Origin of the sequence: Latilactobacillus sakei subsp. sakei DSM 20017 = JCM 1157, assembly GCF_002370355.1 — a bacterium.
Taxonomy (GTDB): Bacteria; Bacillota; Bacilli; order Lactobacillales; family Lactobacillaceae; genus Latilactobacillus; species Latilactobacillus sakei.
Map to the genome: position 1 here is coordinate 1,124,623 of NZ_AP017929.1, position 17,776 is coordinate 1,142,398.

The window sequence follows — 17,776 nt, forward strand, 5'->3', positions numbered from 1 at the left end:
TGAAAGTGAGGGATTTAGATGGCTATCATTGAAGCTGTTATTTTGTTAGTGATGCTGTTGATTGTCGCTAATATCATCGGTCACTATGTACCACGACTACCGGTCAGCCTGATTGAAATTGGGTTGGGCTTGCTGGTGGCACTACTTTTTTCAGTTGAGATTCCATTAAAAACAGATTGGTTTATGTTAGTGTTTGTCGCGCCGTTGTTGTTTAACGACGGCCGCCGGTTTCCTAAAAGGGAATTATGGGCGCTGCGAGGACCGATTATTGGAAACGCGATTTTCTTAGTATTTGTCACTACATTGATTGGGGGCTTAGCGATTCATTTGCTAGTGCCTAAGTTGCCATTGGCGGCGAGTTTTGCGTTAGCCGCTATTTTATCACCAACGGATCCGATGGCGGTCCAGTCGATTTCAGAACAAGCTGACTTGCCGCCACGTGTTTTACATTTGGTTAGTGGCGAAAGTTTAATTAACGATGCCAGTGGCTTGATTAGTTTTAAATACGGGATTGCCGCTGCGGTAACTGGCTACTTCTCGATTCAACAAGCTGCCGGTGATTTCTTATACATCAGTATCGTTGGCGCAATTGCTGGGATGTTGTTGATGTATGCAATTCATTTTATTCGACTGTTTATGTTGCAACAAGGGATTGAAGATGTTGTTTTCCACACCGTCTTGCAGTTGATTACCCCCTTTGTGATTTATCTAGTGGTTGAAGATTTACTCCATGCCTCAGGTGTGATTGCCGTGGTTGTGGCTGGGATTATTAGTCACGCAAGTCGCAATATTTACTTGGATTATTTACCAGAATTAAAATTAGTGACGGAACAAACTTGGTCGATTGGTGTTTATTTATTGAATGGCCTTGTCTTTTTAATCTTAGGGATTGAATTACCAGTTGCGATGAGGGGGACGGTGCATAGTCCACTGATTAATACGGGAGAAGAAATTCTCCTGGTATTAGCGGTTTGGGGAATTCTAATTTTAATTCGAACCTGTTGGACATTAAGTTACTTGTTGTACACCAACAAATCGAATCCGAAGCAATTAAAAGATAACCTTAAAATTTCAGTCCTTTCAGGGCTTTCAGGTGTGCGAGGAGCCATTACGATGGCCGGGGTGCTTTCTGTACCGACTGTGCTTGCTGATGGGTCACCATTTCCAGAACGCGGTTTAATGCTATTTATTGCAGCCGGCGTTATTATCGTTAGCTTGGTGATGGCGATTATCTTTATCCCAATATTAACTAAGGTGAGAACGCCGATTGAATTACGGGGGACTGCCCACGAAGATACAAATGATGAGACAGGACTCGTACCAGTTGATGATCAACTGCTGAGTGAATTTGATGCCAAAATCTATATGTATCGTGTGGCAGTTGGGACGGTTGAATCGCTGCGTCATATTGAAAATAATCGGGCGGCACTAGATTTAATTGCTGAATATCAACTGATGATGCGCCGTTTTGAAAATCAACAAAATGAGCAGACAGAAGGCGATGAATTACCACCGTTGATTGCAGAAGAATTAATTTTGCGGCAGGTTGCCTTTGAAGGGGAACGGCAAAAATTAGAAACATTGCGGTCTGATGGTGAAATTACGGCCAAAACTTACCGTCGTGGTAAACGGAAATTACGGCAAAAACAAATTGCTTTGTCGGTGATTGGCAGTAATTTCAGTTGGCGTCATGTCCAATTGATGTTTTATAGAGGTTTGACGATGTTGAAGCGATTGATAGCGAGATTAAAGACATCGCAGAAATCGACAGCGGCGCTCACTGAATGGCGAACGACCGAAAAGGAAATGGCTAAAGCGGGCATCAAACAACTGTCGTATTTCTTGAAACAACCTGAGAACCGGCAGCATCATTATAACCGGCAAGTTATTTATCAAATTATTATTCGTTACCGGAATCAAATTGAAAATATGAAAAATATCGGCCATACGAAGACGGATATTTACGAACAACAACTACAAAAATTACGAATCAAGGCGCTAACGAGTGAACGACTTGCGATTCAAGAATTATTGGAACAGCATAAGATTTCATGGGGATTGGCGGATGAGTTACGCAAAGATATTAACTACGCTGAAAACGCGTTGATCTTGGCGGACACGGATACGGAATAAAAAGACGTTCAGGCAAAATTAATTTTGCCCGAACGTCTTTTTATTCTGTTTAAATATGATTTGTCTAAACGTGTTCTATAAGTCATATTCCTGTGGTTAACGCCGAACGACGAATAATTGCTAACGCAATTATCCGCCGCTCTCTGTTAATCCTCAGAATATACCCGACTTATACCACACTCTTCTTTTTTAAAATAATCGTCTTCTTCTAAAATAGCGCGTTATAATCGCAATTAAGATTGCCATTAGTCCTGATACCACTGAGATTAGAAGCCCTAGTTTGAAATAAGGTGGCCGGTAAGTCAGTTCAATTTGGTGATGACCCGCTTTTAATGGAACTGCGATGAAGTTCTTGAGCCCTTTGACTGCTTTTACGGGGTGGTTATCGACCGTTACTTGCCAGCCAGGGGCATAAGGAATCGTCGTCATTAAGACCTGATCCTTGTGCTTGATCGTGATATCACCGCTGATATGGGTATTTGAAAAGTGTTTGATGTGTAACGGTGATTGTTTTAATTGCGTTGTAATCTTGCTTAATGTTTCCAAGTTAAGACTGTAGAGATTGATGTTTTGAAGCCAAATTTCATCCTTTGAAAAGGCGATGTCTAACGTCTGTGGTTTCCCGAGTGCCTTGTTAGTCAAGTTAAGTGCAACCGTATCTCTAAAGGTATCGTATTGCGTAATCGGTTGACCGTTTAACGTCAAGCGCACAGCATTCTTCTCGAGACTTGAGCCCAGTGTTAAATAGTAAGGGTCATTCGTCGTCGGCGTGAAGGTGTAGGTCACGTGCGCATCTTTTTTAGAATTAATGCGGAGGAAGGTTTCGTTTAACTTCGGTTTTTGTTTAGTATTTTGATAAGAAACGGTGTTGAAATATTGAAGGGTAAATAATTGATTGCCAAGTGTTGGATTATCCGTTAGCTTGGTTGCAATGTTCCCCTGTTCAAGAATCGGATAGTCCGCCGTGACTTTATGCTTAAGCACTTTATCAGAAGCCGCAAAACCGAGTGGTAACGCATTATCATTTTGATAAATAGCAATCTGACCGTTTTGCTTGATTTGGCGATAGTCACTTAAATCGGGTTTGTTGGTACTGCGCGGCACGGTTGCTTGGACGCTGGTGCTGTTTAAATAATACCGATAACTTAATAATGCATCAGTGAACATCGTTTGGTTGGTATCGGCAACGGAACCATCACCAGCAGGTTCACCGATACTACCCATGAATTTAGGATAGCTCGGTTCCAACATCGAATTAAAGTGAGAACCGCCGAAATAATTGGCTTGCATCGGATCATTTTTAGTCCGCATGAACGTTTTACCAATCCGTTGGAATGGGACCTTGTTAGGGACGGCGGCGATAGCTGATTGGAGTTGTTCAGTATAATCAGCGTAATCCTTTTGTGAAACGTAGCTAATTTGATTTAAGCTGAGAACTGCATTGGCGGTCATTTCGCCGCCGGTAACCAGTAATAAAAAGACGGTAGTATAGCGTTTGAAGCGTGCTGGCAACATTAAAATTAAGCTGACCGCGATTAAAAAACCAACGCTAAGGAGTACTTGTCGTTCAGATAACGCCGAAAATGTTTTGACGTGTTTGAAAGTATAAGCAAGTGATGCCGCTAGTAGTAAAAGTGGTGCTAGCAAACTGTACCACTTAAACTGTGGCTGATAATGCAATCGCTGAACAGCTAAGACAATTAGCCAGAAACTAATCACATAAGAGAAGCGATAAGGGTACCAAACTGGGAATTGCATGCCGTGCCAGAGTAAATCGAGTGGTTCAAAGCACAGTGATAAGCCGAGAAAAGCAGTCACTAGTAATGCGGCCAGTCGTTCTTTAATCGGAATGCTACGGGTTAGGAAATAGGCGATAAAACCAATTAAAACGAGACTGCCAACGAAAATGTTGGGTTCGCCTTTTGGCATCTGATCGAAATTGAAATTCCCAACCACTAATTTAGAGAGGATTTTGAGGGGATTATATTCAATTTTCCAATGAATCTTTTGAATCGTATATTGGCCCTTACTTTGTGTTAATTGGAAGAAAGTCGGTAATAACAGCCAAGCCGCTAACAAGCCAGCTAGGATTGAACCACCGGCAAATTTGAGATAGGCGAGGCAAGTTTGGCGCCAAGTTTTAAAATGATGGACACTTGCCCAGAAAAAATAAGCAATCACAAATAAACAAACCATGTAGCCCATATAATAGTTAATAATCAATAAGGCCGCTAAGCTAAGTGGGTATAACCAAAAACGATGGCGCTCAAAGAGTTGTTCGATGCCTAAAACGACTAGTGGCAACCAAATCATGGCGTCTAACCACATCACGTTAAATTGGTTGGCAATTGCAAAGCCAGATAATGCATAGGCTAGACTGAGTGTTGGCAGCCACCAACCACTTAGTAGACGACTTTTCTTGAGATAATAGGCAAAACTCAGCCCACTAAAACCGTATTTGAGCAATACCATGAGCCAAACGCCAAAGCTCAACCATTTACCGGGCGTCAATAAGACGAGTAGGTTAAACGGGCTCATTAAATAGTAGGCCCAAACGCCGAGCATATCACCGCCAAGTCCCTTGGCAAATGAATAAAAGAAGGTATCGGGATGCTGAAGTAAGGTCGTTCTAAAATAGGCAAAAAAATCGATGTATTGTTGCCCTAAATCAACCGTCATAATTGTTTGTCCGCCAAACGGAAAGACGTGGCGACTTAAGCCATAAATAAAAATAATGGCAAAAGGAAGTAAGAAGCTAAGGCCTAATGCGTAGTGGCGTCGTAAAAAAGTGTATAATCGAGTCACGAGAAACCTCCAATTAATAAAAAAATCTAAAAATTAGTTTGATGAACAGCTTTTAATGATGAAAAGCTGTAAAATATAACAGTAATGTTAATCCTCTTTAGGATACCATAATCTCACTTGAATTTAGAGATTGGGCATAGCTTGTTATGGATAATTTTGCTAAACTTAACCAATGAAGCATATGCTATGTACAACAATCTTATTTTATTAAGATTTAAATAAAGAATCGCAAGGCTTTTTCAAAAAGCCTAATAATAAGGAGTAACTGATTGTCCGTGAAAATTATGAAGAAAAAAACCAAGAGAAACCGGGAGAGATCCCATATTCCATTCAGACTTAACTTCCTATTTTTTATCGTTTTTGCATTATTTGCAGCCTTGATTATTCAATTGGGGCGCTTGCAAGTTTTAAATGGTGCGAGTTATCAGGCGATGGTCAATAGTACCGATAAAAAAATCGTGACAGGCAATGTCCCTCGGGGGATGGTTTTAGATGCCAAGGGGCGTGTGTTGGTCGGCAATAGTGCTAAATCAGCAATTACGTATACGAAGAATATGAACGTCTTGGCGGATAAAATGTATGCGGAGGCTAATCAGTTAACGAAATATCTAACCATCGATAAGTTGGATACGTTGACGGAACGTGATCAGATTGATTATTACCTCAGCAATCCGAAGAATCTTAAAAAATGGAATGCTCGCCTACCAAAATCTAAAAAAGTAGCGGCTGATGGTTCTAAAATTCCGGATAAGACGGTTTATCAATCAACAATTGATCTTGTTGAAAAGTCATTTACTGGCTTATCAGATAAACAAAAACAAGCCGCAGCGATTTTTAAAATCATGAGTGGTGCTTATCAACTCTCAACAGTTTACATCAAGAATGACAATGTAACGGATAAAGAAATTGCTGAAATTAGTGAACATTTAACCAGTTTACCTGGGATCAATGTCGGGACCGATTGGGAACGCTCATATCCTAACGGTGATTCAATGCGCAGTATTATCGGGCATGTTTCAACAGAAGAACAAGGATTACCAGAAGACGGTATCAATTCGTTATTAGCCCAAGGCTATTCACGAAACGACCGGGTTGGGACCAGTTATTTAGAAAAGCAATACGAAAGTATTTTGCATGGCTCTAAATCACAAACCCAAGTGGAAGTTGGTAATAACAACCAAATTCTCTCAAGCAAAGTGCTCTTCAAGGGCCAAAAAGGAAGTAATTTAAACTTAACCATCGATCAAGCCTACCAAACAAAAGTGGAAGCAGCCTTGAAGAAAATCTATGCCAAAGCAGTCGCTGCTGGCGCAACGACTTACTCTGACGGTGCTTACGCGGTTGCGATGAATCCAAAAACCGGTGCGATTTTAGCGATGGCTGGTGAACAAAACGACCGTACTACTAAGCAAGCCAGCGATGACGCGCTAGGGGTTATCAATCGCACCTTCGTCATGGGTTCTGCTGTCAAAGGGGCCACAGTGATGGGTGGGATGATGGACGGTGTTATTTCACCAAGTAATAATACCTTGCCGGATACGCCAATTTATTTACCAAGTACCCCAGTTAAGAAATCTGTTTACCCAGTGGGGACTTTCGGGTCATTATCAGCACAATCGGCTTTGGAAGTTTCTTCCAATATTTACATGATGCAATTAGCATTGCGCGAAGGGAAAGCTGAGTACATTCCCAATAAGAGCATCAAGATTTCACCGGATATCTTTACAAAAATGCGGGGTTACTTCAATCAATTTGGTTTAGGTCAAAAAACAGGTATCGATTTACCAGGTGAAGCAAAAGGGATTGAAGGACCAACTTTAACGGATGATGGGAGTACAGCCGTGGGTTCCGCACTGGATTTATCCTACGGGAACTACGATGCCTATACCTTGATTCAATTGGCACAATATATTTCAGCAATTGCCAACGGTGGTAACCGGATGAAACCTTATTTGGTGGATTCCATTCAACAAACAGGGACGGATGGAAATCTAGGTAAACTCGAATCTAAGACTAGTCCAACGGTCTTGAACACGATTAACGCACCAAAATCGTACTTTAATGTTGTTAAAGAAGGGATGTACAACGTTGTCAACGGGACTAATGCTTGGGGGACAGCGCACACCTTGAAAGATATCAAACCAACCTTTGGCGCTAAAACAGGGACGGCGCAATCATTTGCACGTGAAGATCCTAATGATTCAAACAGCAAGCAAGTGGAAACCGTCACATCAAGTCTTGTTGGGTTCGCCCCATATAATGATCCACAAGTCGCCATCGCGATTGTTTTCCCTAACTTGACATCCGATGAAGGGCACTACAATACCTTGTTGGCGCGTGAAATGATTACCGATTACTACAAATTAAATAATATTTCAAAATGAAATATTGCGAATTAACCTTTTCAGATACTAGAAAAAATGGTATGATACTAAGAGTCTAAGAATTAAACAGTTTTTTAGAAATTTACTTACAGCTTGGAGGCTATATCAATGCGTGTTCACATTACAATGGAATGTACAGAATGTCACGAACGTAGTTACTTATCAAACAAAAATAAACGTAACAATCCAGATCGCTTGGAATTAAAGAAATATTGCCCACGCGAACGCAAAGTAACTTTACACCGTGAAACTAAATAGTGACGCATAAAAAAAGCCGGGGCGCTTGCCCGGGCTTTTTTTGTTAGGAGGGGTCTTCGTGCAAACTAAGCAACAAGTCCGACAACAGGGTTTGGCAGCGTTACAGCGTTTAGCCCAACAACCCGCTAACAAGCAACAACAAGAAGCAATCTTGTTACAAAAATTAATTGACAGTGCGGCTTTTCAATCCGCAACCGTGATTGGAATGACGCTTAATCAACCGATTGAAGTCGCAACGCAACCGATTATTGAGGCTGCACAAGCGGCTGGTAAACGGATTGTAGTGCCCAGAACCTTGCCTAAGCGTCAGATGGCCTTTTATGAGTTGACACCAACAACGGTCCTTGAGAGAAGTCATTTTGACGTCTTAGAGCCGCAGATAACTGGTGAGCCAATTGTGCCGGACTTAATGATTGTGCCAGGGGTTGTCTTTAGTCTAGACGGTTGGCGTGTTGGTTTTGGTGGTGGGTATTATGATCGCTATCTGGCAGCGCATCAGATGAACAATGTTGCACTCGCTTTAAAGCCACAACAAGTGAAGGTGCCTGATTGGTCAGTTGATCAATTTGATGTTAAACTAAAGCACATTATTACGGCTTAAGAAGGAGAAGAGATGAAAGTAAATCATACTACCAAAGATTGGCGAGAAATACCATTTGTCGCTTATGCTTTGATTATCATGAACGTCCTTTATTTTGGGTTAATGTTTGTTGCACCAATGATTTGGGCGCAGGGAATTACGTCGGTGCAAGGCTTGCTGGCAGGTGGGGTTGTCCCATTTTTAATGGCTTCAATTAACCATATTAGTTTTTTAAGTCTCTTAATGGATTGTGTTATTTTATATTTTGTCGGGAGCCAATTAGAATCATTAATTGGTCATTGGCGCTTATTAGCAATCTATATACTCAGTAGTTTAGCAAGTTTAATCACACAAGGCCTTTTCTTAGGAACAGGTTCGCAAACGATTACAGCGGGCTTAGCCGTTCTTGGGATTTTTGGTGGTTTTTTAATGCTTGGTGATGCGTTCAAAGATAATCCAGTTTTTGGTCAGATTGCGCGCCAGTATTGGTTATTCCTATTTTTAACAGCCGGATTACAATTTGTCGTTAATCGCAATGCGATGTACGGGATGGTTGGCGGTATTTTAGGTGGCTTTTTAAGTAGTATGGCACTTGGCGCACCACGTATCGGGAAAATTAACCCGCTAAACCGTGTGGTTAGTGGGTTAATTTACGTCATTACCCTCATTTTATTTGTCTACTTGGGTATGAATCGTTAATAAATTTAGGTATAATATGATAGGTGAAGTTGATGAGAACACTTTATGATGTACAACAACTTTTAAAACAATTTGGTGTTTATGTCCATGTTGGTAAGCGACTTTGGGATATTGAGCTAACGAGTATCGAGTTACGTCATGTCTACGATGCTGGTTTAATCGATGGTAAAGTGTATCGCGACGCTAAGATGGTGCTAGTACATGAACATCGGTTGGAAGAAAAACAAACATTCAATCATGAATTATTGGAGGAAAAGTTTAAATGACAGACAAGAAGTTAATCGGCGTTGACTTAGGTGGTACAACGGCTAAATTTGCAATTATGACAGTGGATGGCGACATTCAACAACGTTGGAGTATCGATACAGATATTTTAGATGAAGGTAGCCACATTGTGCCCGATATCGTTGAATTGATTAATCATCATTTAGATTTATACAACATGACACCAGAAGATTTCATCGGAATCGGTATGGGAACACCTGGTAGTGTTAACAGTGAAGAAGGTACTGTTATTGGTGCCTTCAACTTAAACTGGAAAGTAACGCAATACTTACGTCGCGATATTGAAGCTGGCACACATATGAAACTAGCAGTTGATAATGATGCCAATGTAGCCGCTTTAGGCGAACGTTGGAAGGGTGCTGGTGAAAACCAACCTGACGTTGCTTTCGTGACACTTGGTACTGGTGTCGGTGGCGGGATCGTTGCTGATGGTCATTTACTACACGGTGTTGCTGGTTCTGCCGGTGAATTAGGTCACGTGACTGTTGAACCACGCGGTTACGAATGTACTTGTGGTAAAAAAGGTTGTTTAGAAACTTATGCTTCAGCAACAGGTGTTGTGCGTGTTGCGCGTGACATGGCTGAAGAATATGCTGGTAATTCAAAATTGAAGACAATGTTAGATGATGGCGAACAAATCAGTTCAAAACTTGTTTTCGACTTGGCTAAGGAATCAGATCCTTTGGCTGTCAAAGTGGTTGACCGCGTGTCATACTACCTTGGTTTAGCTTTAGCTAACGTTGGTAACATGTTGAACCCAGCCTACATCGTTATCGGTGGTGGTGTTTCAGCTGCTGGTGAATTCTTACGTAAACAAGTTGAAGCTTACTTTGAAGAATTTACATTCCCAAATGTTAAGCAAACAATGAAGGTTCGTTTAGCTAACTTAGGTAACGTTGCCGGTGTTATCGGTGCTGCTTCATTAGCTTTACAATTTGACCAACAATAATCTGTTAAAAAGGAAGTTTTGTAGATGTTTGTAATCGGGACAATTAATCCAATGTTTGTTGTTAATATTATCTTGATCGCTATTTTGTTATGGATAATTGGCGTGTGGGTTTACTATAAAATCCAACGTAAGCGTCTAGGCGGCGAACTGACTGAAAAGGCATTTGAAGAAAACATGCGTAAAGCCCAAATCGTTGATTTGCGTGAACGCAAGGATTTCGATGCTGGCCATATCTTAGGTGCTCGGAGCATTCCTTACCCAATGTTGAAACAAAACATGGGTGAATTACGAATGGATTTGCCGGTCTACCTCTATGATACAGGCATTACATTAAGCGTTCGTGCAGCATTAAAACTTCGCAAAGCAGGTTTTACGAACGTTAAATGGCTCCAAAAAGGTTTTAACAACTGGACAGGAAAAACAAAACGTAAAAAGTAGATTAAAAAAAGACCCAAAAGTCGCCAGTGAAAAACAGCAGACTTTTGGGTTTTTATATGAAAAAGAGTGCTTTTACCGCTTGGTCAGCTTTTGAGCATTAACCTAGGGTGACGAATTAGCGATGTAATCGCTAGTTTGGCACACGTAGTTAAGCACAGAAAGCTAGCGATAAAAGTACGTTTCAAGAAAAAGAGTGCTTTTCAAAGCGATTTGATTCTGAGCATTTGCCTAGTATCGTGAATAAACGACGCTAGTCGATTGTTTGCGGTACGTAGCAAAGCACAAGAGGCAGCTTTGAAAAGCACGTTTCAGCACAAAAAAAGACGCCACCCACAAAAGCAGGTCAACGTCTTGTGATCATCTTTAATCGCTTAGCCTTGGTGAGCTGAATGGCTCTTACGGTTAGCGCGACGACGATTTTCTTCGATTTTATTTTCTTCTTCTTCGATAGGATCTAACACGGTTTTCTTAAATGCAAAGAGTGAACCGGCAATCGCACCAACAGTAGAAACAGTCCCGATTACGAAACCTTTAAAAAATTTATGTTTCATCGTAAAACCTCCTCAATCATTCATTCAAACTATATGTTCATTATCGCGTATTTAGGCGCGAATAGCTAGTAAAATACGTTAATTAGTGTGGTGAAATAATGAAAAAAGAAAAGATAATTGTCATTGTAGGGCCCACGGGTGTTGGTAAGACGGCACTTAGCCTACAAGTGGCACAACAGTTGAAGGGCGAAATTATTTCTGGAGACGCGATGCAAGTTTACCGTCATCTTGATATCGGTACGGCCAAAGTAACGCCGGCAGAACAAGCCATTGCGCCGCATCATTTAATCGATGTCGCTGATATTGATGAACGTTTCACGGCTTTTGACTTTCAACAACAAGGTCAACAGTTGATTACAAAAATTACTGACCGTCAACATCTACCGTTGATTGTTGGTGGGACAGGTCTTTATTTGCAAGCTTTGTTGTATGATATGACGCTGGGAAGTGCAACGGATGCTGAACAGGATTTCAGTATTCGCAATAAATGGCAAGCATACTTAGAACAGCATTCAGAAACTGATTTATGGCAGGCGCTGGCTAAGATTGATCCAGATGCTGCGGCAAAAATTCCAGCGGCCAATACGCGTCGCGTTATTCGGGCGTTAGAAGTTTATGAAACAACGGGTGTTTTATTCTCGCAACAAAAGCCTAAGGAGTTGCGCTATGATACCTTTATTATTGGCTTGAATTGCGAGCGTCCTGTCTTGTACGAGCGGATTAACCAGCGTGTTGACCAAATGGTGGACGCCGGATTAATTGAAGAAGCAGGATGGGCTTATGAACGCCGTGCAACAAGTCCGCAAGCAGTTCGCGGTATTGGTTATAAGGAATTTTTCCCGTACTTTGATGGTGAGTGTTCACTAGAGGCAGCTATTGATCAAGTGAAGCAAAACTCGCGCCATTATGCAAAACGGCAATTAACGTGGTTTAGAAACCAAATTCCTGTTAACTGGTATAATCTAGTCGAGCATCAAGAAGCAGACTTAGCGCGCATCCAAGCAGATATCCAAACCTGGTTACAGAAATAGTGGAAACGGAGTGAATAATATGAATTGGCAAGATTCGTTAGCACCAGAATTACGGACCAAAATTGAAGCCGTTGACGCTCAAATTGCGCCACGACTTCAAGCGTTAGATGAACAAATCATTAATAATCAAGCAAAGGTGCTGCAAGCCTTTCAAGAAGAAAATATTTCAGAATCACATTTAAACGGAACAACGGGTTATGGGAACGATGACCAAGGACGCGATAAGTTAGAAGCGGTCTATAGTCGTTTTTTCAAGACGGAAGACGCGCTTGTTCGGCCACAACTGGTTTCTGGCACACATGCGATTGGAACAGCTTTATTGGGCATGTTACGCCCTGGAGATGATTTACTCTATCTGACCGGAGAACCTTACGATACGCTCCAAGAAGTTGTCGGGATGGCCGGTAACGGCATTGGTTCGATGAAGGAATATCAAATTGGCTTTGATTACGTGTCATTATTGGCAGATGGCTCGGTCGATTTTGAAACAGCTAAGACGAAGATCACGGCTAAAACGAAAGTCGTTGCGATTCAACGTTCACGTGGTTATGCCGATCGCGATAGTTTTACGGTTGCTAAAATTGAAGAGATGGTGCGTTTTATCAAGGGGATTAATCCCGAATTGATTGTCTTCGTTGATAATGCTTACGGCGAATTCTCAGAAACAATCGAACCAACGGAAGTCGGCGCGGATGTCATGGCCGGTTCATTGATTAAAAATGCTGGTGGTGGTATTGCCCAAACAGGTGGTTACATTGTTGGGCCAGAACGCTTGATTGAAATGATTGGTTATCGCTTAACGGTGCCAGGTGTTGGTGCCAGTGAAGGGGCCACACAAGGTAACTTACAATTAATGTTCGAAGGCTTTTTCTTAGCGCCAAGTGTTACAGGAAATGCCATCAAAGGTGCCGTTTTTGAAGCAGCGCTTTTGGAACAAATGGGCTTGAACGTTTCGCCAAAATGGGATGCCCCTAGAACTGATTTAATTCAAACAGTTAACTTTGGTAATCCTGATGACATGGTTAAGTTTGCGGGTTGTGTACAAGCACAATCACCAATCGATTCTTTTGTCACGCCAATTCCAAGTGACTTTGCCGGGTACGAAGATCAAATCGTGATGGCTGCCGGGACCTTTATTCAAGGCGCCAGCATCGAATTTTCAGCTGACGGACCATTGCGGGCACCTTACACGCTTTATTTACAAGGTGGTTTAACTTATGCGCACGTTAAACTCGCCATTAGTCGGGCAGTGCAAACAACATTCTTTGAAAAATAAACAGGTAGCGGTGAATCAAATTGACGTTTGATTCACCGCTTTTTTTGTATGTAAAGCGTGGTATGATAAGGGTGCAACGAATCGTAGCGGTCTGATTTAACCATTGCTTCAGATTGTTGCTGGTGAAAAAAGGCGGTTTTCGCTACGGTAGGTCTTGGAGGTGGTTAGATGTTAATTGGTCAGCGCTTAAAACAATTTCGATTAGGTGCGGGGTATTCACAACAGACGCTTGCGGATAAACTTAATGTTTCACGCCAAGTTATTTCTAAGTGGGAAACCGACAAAAGTGTACCGGATTTGAACTTATTAGTCGGACTTGCACAACTTTATAACGTGAGCTTGAACGAACTGTTAGACGTTGAAACAGTTACCAAATCAGGTTCGCTGTTAACGCGATTACGACAGCATTGGCATTTATCTGAAACGGAAGAAACAGTGCCGTTATCCGCTTTGGGACAGCTTATCCAAAAACCAGAGCGGTACTATGTTGACTTAAGGCAACAGTTTAGTGAAACGTTGACAGATGTCGCTGTTATCAGGGACGGGCAAACGATGCCGACACATTGGCGGCAAACACGGACGCCTTATTTAATAACGTTAGCACCACATCAAATCAGTTTGAAACAGACAGATTATTTAAAAGTGATGCCCACGAAGATGGTTAAGCAATTGGCGACAACAGTAATTCGAGCTGTCCATTATGCAGTCTTCCAAACTGCTGGACCAGCAGCGGGGATTGGGGGACTACCAGGTATCGGTCACGCTTATCGCGCCATTGTCACTATTGATACAAAACAATCCTTAGTGCCATATTATGTAACCAATCAGGACTTTTATCAGTTGGCAAAAGTCTTGAAGGCCTATGCGCAAGAGGAACACATTCAATTTGATGATTCGATGGGGTTACTACCGTTTTTCATGGCCCATGACACGACAGCGTGTTACGATTATTTAGAAACGCATTACAGCGAATTAGCGAAGAAAGTGGGCTTTCCAACAGAAAGTGCAGGACAGGCGGTTTATCGATGGTAGATGAGACAGCGAAAAATGATTTTAAAATAGCGACAGATGGTATTCAAGCCTATCATCGCTATTTTGGAACGCCAACTGATGATGATCAAATTTGGTTTGAACTCTTAACGGTTGGTGTTTTCCAGGTGGGTTTAAGTTGGAAAGTAGCCGCTAGTAAAATTCCAATTTTACGGCAACAAATGGCGGGGATGGTGATTGATCGGGTTGCACAATTTGATGAAATTGATGTTGAGCGACTTCAAGAAGCACCAGATATGATTCGCAATACAAGAAAGATTCGCGCCACTATTCAGAATGCGCGGGCGATTCAAAAAGTGCAGGATGAGTTCGGTAGTTTCTCAGCGTACTTGTGGGCGTTTGTTGACAATCAACCTCAATTACTTGATTCACAAATGGCTGGGGTCTCCGATAAATCAGCGCCAATTAGTGCCCGACTTGCCAAAGACTTAAAGAAACGGGGCTTTAAATTTGTGGGACCCGTCGTTACGCATTTATTTATGCTTGCGGGCGGTTTAATCCAGCTGATTGATGAAGAATAGCTTTTAAAAGGTAAACCAAAACGGTTTACCTTTTTTTATGCCATCCATGTCAGAAAACCTAACATGAAATGTTGACCGGTAAGAAGTCGACTGGTAAGATAAAATGCAAGTGAGGTGAAATAGATGGCTGAAAAGCAATTAAGACGAAATTTAGCGGTTTTACCGATTGGAACGGTGATGAAGTTAACCGGTCAAACGGCGCGTCAAATCCGTTATTATGAGAGTCAAGAACTTGTTTTGCCCGAACGTACGCCGGGGCACCAACGATTATTTTCGTTGAATGATGTTGATCGCCTATTAGAGATTAAGGATTATTTAGCAGAAGGAGCCACGATGGGTCAAATTCGCCAGATTTACCGCAAGCAAGCACAAAAAATAAAACAACGGCATCTGACCGATACCAAGGCCCGCCAATTGTTAGCCGAAGAAATGCTTTCGGTCGGTGGATTAGTAGGACAACGACCATCTATTTCACAATCATCTAAATTATATTAAGGGGCGACTAGATTAATGGCACGAAAAATGTTGACAGCAGAAGCAATCAAGCAATTAGTGGATCAAGAAAACGTTAAGTTCTTAAGATTAATGTTTACGGATATTAATGGGATTATCAAGAATGTGGAAGTCCCAATCAGTCAATTAGACAAAGTTTTAAGTAACAAAATGATGTTTGATGGTTCTTCAATCGACGGTTTTGTCCGGATTGAAGAAAGTGATATGTATTTGCGTCCTGATTTAAGTACTTGGTTGATTTTCCCATGGGAAGCTGAACATGGCAAAGTAGCTCGTTTAATCTGTTCCGTTTACACTGCTGATGGGGAACCATTCTTAGGTGATCCTCGCAATAACTTGAAAAAAATGGTTCGCGAAATGCAAGATAAAGGCTTCAAAGATTTTAACATCGGGCCTGAACCAGAATTCTTCCTCTTTAAATTAGATGAAATTGGCAAACCAACCTTAAAATTAAACGATCAAGGTGGCTATTTCGATTTTGCCCCTGTTGATTTGGGAGAAAATTGTCGTCGGGATATCGTATTGGAACTTGAAAAGATGGGCTTTGAAGTTGAAGCCAGTCATCATGAAGTTGCACCTGGCCAACATGAAATTGATTTCAAGTATGCCGATGCAGTCGATGCAGCCGATAATATTCAAACCTTCAAATTAGTCGTTAAAACAATTGCCCGTAAACATGGGCTTCACGCAACCTTTATGCCAAAACCATTACACGGTGTCAATGGCTCAGGGATGCACATCAACATGTCATTATTCAACCAAGATGGGACAAACGCCTTCTTCGATGAAAATGGCAAAGAACAATTATCAGAAACAGCCTATCACTTCTTAGCAGGCTTATTACGCCATGCTCGTGCGATTACGGCTATCAACAACCCAACTGTTAATTCATACAAACGCTTGGTACCTGGCTTTGAAGCACCCGTTTATGTGGCTTGGTCAGGCCATAACCGTTCACCATTAATCCGAGTACCACAATCACGTGGTTTATCAACGCGTCTTGAATTGCGGAGTGTTGACCCCAGTGCAAACCCATATCTTGCGATCAGTTCAATCTTAGCAGCTGGTTTATCAGGATTAGAACAAGGCCTTTCACCAGAAGCAGGTGTTGATCGTAACATTTACAGCATGGATGAAACAGAACGGAAGGAAAATCATATTACTGATTTACCATCAACCTTGCACAATGCGCTTAAAGAACTAGCTAAAGATGATATTATTAAAGATTCAATGGGCACTTATCTCTATCAAAGTTTCATGGATTCTAAGTCATTGGAATGGGCAGCCTATCGTCAACAAGTTTCTGAATGGGAACGCGAGCAATATTTGGAACTCTATTAGTCGCAATTTAAAGCTAATTTTTGTACAATGAACTTTTAGAAATAGAAAGTTGGCAGTGTATGAAAACATTAGTGATTGTCAGTCATCCTGAAATGGCCAACTCGCTTGTTCAGAATTTTTTGAAGGCGAGTGCGACACCGTTTCAAGATGAAGTGACTTGGCACGATTTAGCAACCATTCAACAGCTGGATATCGCCGCGGAACAAGCCTTATTGCGCAACCATGAGCGGATCATTTTCCAATTTCCGCTCTATTGGTATGCTGCACCAGCCAGTCTCAAAACGTGGTTAGATACTGTTTTAACTGGTGAATTTGCATTTAGCGGGCGAATGCCGCTACAAGGGAAATCGTTGGGGGTTGTTGTCTCGACCGGGATTGCTGGCAAACATTTTCAAGCTGGTGGCAGCGAGCAAGCAACGCTTTCCGAAATTTTACGGCCATATGAATTAGTCGCACGGAAATTAGGGATGACCTATTTACCGCCGCTTGCGATTCATCAATTTAGTTATTTAACCGAAACAGCCCGCCAATTATTATTAGTTGATTACCAGCGCTATTTAACGCAAACGACTTTTAACTTTGAACAAAAGGTGGCGTGGTTTGAACAGCAGTTGCGACACCGCCAATCGGCTGCGACTGATTCAGATCAGCAGCAACAGCTTGCGTTATTAGCTGATCAGTTGACAGAACAAGGTGAATTGTTAACCGATTTAGGTTGGCAAGTGCAACTGATTCGCCAGGAAGAAGGCGAAGGTTAATGACAAACGAAGAATGGTTAAACCAACAAATTCAAATGCTCAAACAACAAGCAACCACGTATGAGGATCAAGCCTTCTATGAAGCGCTTGCAGAACTCAATCGAGCATTAGCAACTCGGATTGAACAACGTCAGGGTGAACTGGACGGCCGTATCTGGAATGCGACTAAGTGGTAATGATTAGAAAAAGCCTTTCTAAAATCGA

At 41.7% G+C, this 17,776-nt stretch carries 18 protein-coding genes; 16 read left to right on the forward strand and 2 right to left on the reverse strand.

Annotation, left to right across the window (positions count from 1 at the left end):
• Positions 1-18: 18 nt before the first annotated feature.
• Positions 19-2,133, forward strand: a complete 2,115-nt coding sequence (locus tag LEUCM_RS05620; protein WP_025016007.1) for a cation:proton antiporter — start codon at positions 19-21, stop codon at positions 2,131-2,133.
• 189 nt (positions 2,134-2,322) lie between these two features.
• Here the strand turns inward: LEUCM_RS05620 and LEUCM_RS05625 are convergent, their stop codons facing one another.
• Positions 2,323-4,938 (reverse strand): YfhO family protein, encoded by a 2,616-nt coding sequence (locus LEUCM_RS05625; protein WP_056936425.1) that lies wholly within the window; start codon positions 4,936-4,938, stop codon positions 2,323-2,325.
• 284 nt (positions 4,939-5,222) lie between these two features.
• On the opposite strand from LEUCM_RS05625, the gene LEUCM_RS05630 reads away from it, so the two are divergent.
• The 7 genes from LEUCM_RS05630 (at position 5,223) to LEUCM_RS05660 (ending at position 10,531) form a co-directional block, all read left to right on the forward strand.
• Positions 5,223-7,322, forward strand: a complete 2,100-nt coding sequence (locus tag LEUCM_RS05630) for a peptidoglycan D,D-transpeptidase FtsI family protein (RefSeq protein ID WP_025016006.1) — start codon at positions 5,223-5,225, stop codon at positions 7,320-7,322.
• Between the two features lie 108 nt (positions 7,323-7,430).
• Positions 7,431-7,580, forward strand: a complete 150-nt coding sequence (gene rpmG, locus LEUCM_RS05635; RefSeq protein WP_011375028.1) for a 50S ribosomal protein L33 — start codon at positions 7,431-7,433, stop codon at positions 7,578-7,580.
• Between the two features lie 58 nt (positions 7,581-7,638).
• On the forward strand, positions 7,639-8,181 hold the full coding sequence (locus LEUCM_RS05640) for a 5-formyltetrahydrofolate cyclo-ligase (RefSeq protein ID WP_025016005.1): 543 nt from the start codon (positions 7,639-7,641) through the stop codon (positions 8,179-8,181).
• 12 nt (positions 8,182-8,193) lie between these two features.
• Positions 8,194-8,859, forward strand: coding sequence for a rhomboid family intramembrane serine protease (locus LEUCM_RS05645; RefSeq protein WP_016265396.1), 666 nt, complete (start codon positions 8,194-8,196; stop codon positions 8,857-8,859).
• Between the two features lie 32 nt (positions 8,860-8,891).
• Positions 8,892-9,125: a YqgQ family protein gene (locus LEUCM_RS05650; RefSeq protein ID WP_011375025.1), complete on the forward strand. Its 234-nt coding sequence runs from the start codon at positions 8,892-8,894 to the stop codon at positions 9,123-9,125.
• Positions 9,122-10,093, forward strand: coding sequence for an ROK family glucokinase (locus tag LEUCM_RS05655; RefSeq protein WP_025016004.1), 972 nt, complete (start codon positions 9,122-9,124; stop codon positions 10,091-10,093). Before LEUCM_RS05650 ends, LEUCM_RS05655 begins: the two co-directional genes overlap by 4 nt.
• A 24-nt stretch (positions 10,094-10,117) precedes the next feature.
• On the forward strand, positions 10,118-10,531 hold the full coding sequence (locus tag LEUCM_RS05660; RefSeq protein ID WP_011375023.1) for a rhodanese-like domain-containing protein: 414 nt from the start codon (positions 10,118-10,120) through the stop codon (positions 10,529-10,531).
• Between the two features lie 371 nt (positions 10,532-10,902).
• Here the strand turns inward: LEUCM_RS05660 and LEUCM_RS05665 are convergent, their stop codons facing one another.
• Positions 10,903-11,082: a DUF3042 family protein gene (locus LEUCM_RS05665; protein WP_016265394.1), complete on the reverse strand. Its 180-nt coding sequence runs from the start codon at positions 11,080-11,082 to the stop codon at positions 10,903-10,905.
• 98 nt (positions 11,083-11,180) lie between these two features.
• On the opposite strand from LEUCM_RS05665, the gene miaA reads away from it, so the two are divergent.
• The 8 genes from miaA (at position 11,181) to LEUCM_RS09895 (ending at position 17,748) form a co-directional block, all read left to right on the forward strand.
• On the forward strand, positions 11,181-12,113 hold the full coding sequence (miaA, locus tag LEUCM_RS05670) for a tRNA (adenosine(37)-N6)-dimethylallyltransferase MiaA (protein ID WP_025016368.1): 933 nt from the start codon (positions 11,181-11,183) through the stop codon (positions 12,111-12,113).
• 19 nt (positions 12,114-12,132) lie between these two features.
• On the forward strand, positions 12,133-13,389 hold the full coding sequence (locus LEUCM_RS05675; protein WP_025016369.1) for a methionine gamma-lyase family protein: 1,257 nt from the start codon (positions 12,133-12,135) through the stop codon (positions 13,387-13,389).
• Between the two features lie 168 nt (positions 13,390-13,557).
• A complete protein-coding gene (locus LEUCM_RS05680) occupies positions 13,558-14,421 on the forward strand; it encodes a helix-turn-helix domain-containing protein (RefSeq protein WP_025016370.1) in 864 nt (287 codons plus the stop codon).
• Complete coding sequence (locus LEUCM_RS05685) at positions 14,415-14,960, forward strand: DNA-3-methyladenine glycosylase I (protein WP_025016371.1); 546 nt, start codon at positions 14,415-14,417, stop codon at positions 14,958-14,960. Before LEUCM_RS05680 ends, LEUCM_RS05685 begins: the two co-directional genes overlap by 7 nt.
• A gap of 123 nt (positions 14,961-15,083) precedes the next feature.
• Positions 15,084-15,455, forward strand: coding sequence for a MerR family transcriptional regulator (locus tag LEUCM_RS05690; RefSeq protein WP_025016372.1), 372 nt, complete (start codon positions 15,084-15,086; stop codon positions 15,453-15,455).
• A gap of 15 nt (positions 15,456-15,470) precedes the next feature.
• Positions 15,471-16,814 (forward strand): type I glutamate--ammonia ligase, encoded by a 1,344-nt coding sequence (gene glnA / locus LEUCM_RS05695; RefSeq protein WP_016265390.1) that lies wholly within the window; start codon positions 15,471-15,473, stop codon positions 16,812-16,814.
• Positions 16,815-16,873: 59 nt separating this feature from the next.
• Positions 16,874-17,572 carry an NAD(P)H-dependent oxidoreductase gene (locus tag LEUCM_RS05700; RefSeq protein WP_025016373.1) on the forward strand — a complete coding sequence of 233 codons (699 nt, stop codon included), beginning with the start codon at positions 16,874-16,876 and terminating at the stop codon, positions 17,570-17,572.
• Positions 17,572-17,748, forward strand: a complete 177-nt coding sequence (locus tag LEUCM_RS09895) for a hypothetical protein (RefSeq protein WP_162926704.1) — start codon at positions 17,572-17,574, stop codon at positions 17,746-17,748. The genes LEUCM_RS05700 and LEUCM_RS09895 overlap by 1 nt, the downstream gene beginning before the upstream one ends.
• The last annotated feature ends 28 nt before the right edge of the window (positions 17,749-17,776 follow it).

Excerpts from the sequence above, each read along its gene's own strand:
- LEUCM_RS05620 (WP_025016007.1), top strand. The coding sequence starts at position 19 with ATGGCTATCATTGAAGCTGTTATTTTGTTAGTGATGCTGTTGATTGTC.
- LEUCM_RS05630 (WP_025016006.1), top strand. The coding sequence starts at position 5,223 with ATGAAGAAAAAAACCAAGAGAAACCGGGAGAGATCCCATATTCCATTC.
- rpmG (WP_011375028.1), top strand. The coding sequence starts at position 7,431 with ATGCGTGTTCACATTACAATGGAATGTACAGAATGTCACGAACGTAGT.
- LEUCM_RS05645 (WP_016265396.1), top strand. The coding sequence starts at position 8,194 with ATGAAAGTAAATCATACTACCAAAGATTGGCGAGAAATACCATTTGTC.
- LEUCM_RS05650 (WP_011375025.1), top strand. The coding sequence starts at position 8,892 with ATGAGAACACTTTATGATGTACAACAACTTTTAAAACAATTTGGTGTT.
- LEUCM_RS05655 (WP_025016004.1), top strand. The coding sequence starts at position 9,122 with ATGACAGACAAGAAGTTAATCGGCGTTGACTTAGGTGGTACAACGGCT.
- LEUCM_RS05660 (WP_011375023.1), top strand. The coding sequence starts at position 10,118 with ATGTTTGTAATCGGGACAATTAATCCAATGTTTGTTGTTAATATTATC.
- LEUCM_RS05665 (WP_016265394.1), bottom strand. The coding sequence starts at position 11,082 with ATGAAACATAAATTTTTTAAAGGTTTCGTAATCGGGACTGTTTCTACT.
- miaA (WP_025016368.1), top strand. The coding sequence starts at position 11,181 with ATGAAAAAAGAAAAGATAATTGTCATTGTAGGGCCCACGGGTGTTGGT.
- LEUCM_RS05675 (WP_025016369.1), top strand. The coding sequence starts at position 12,133 with ATGAATTGGCAAGATTCGTTAGCACCAGAATTACGGACCAAAATTGAA.
- LEUCM_RS05680 (WP_025016370.1), top strand. The coding sequence starts at position 13,558 with ATGTTAATTGGTCAGCGCTTAAAACAATTTCGATTAGGTGCGGGGTAT.
- LEUCM_RS05685 (WP_025016371.1), top strand. The coding sequence starts at position 14,415 with ATGGTAGATGAGACAGCGAAAAATGATTTTAAAATAGCGACAGATGGT.
- LEUCM_RS05690 (WP_025016372.1), top strand. The coding sequence starts at position 15,084 with ATGGCTGAAAAGCAATTAAGACGAAATTTAGCGGTTTTACCGATTGGA.
- glnA (WP_016265390.1), top strand. The coding sequence starts at position 15,471 with ATGGCACGAAAAATGTTGACAGCAGAAGCAATCAAGCAATTAGTGGAT.
- LEUCM_RS05700 (WP_025016373.1), top strand. The coding sequence starts at position 16,874 with ATGAAAACATTAGTGATTGTCAGTCATCCTGAAATGGCCAACTCGCTT.
- LEUCM_RS09895 (WP_162926704.1), top strand. The coding sequence starts at position 17,572 with ATGACAAACGAAGAATGGTTAAACCAACAAATTCAAATGCTCAAACAA.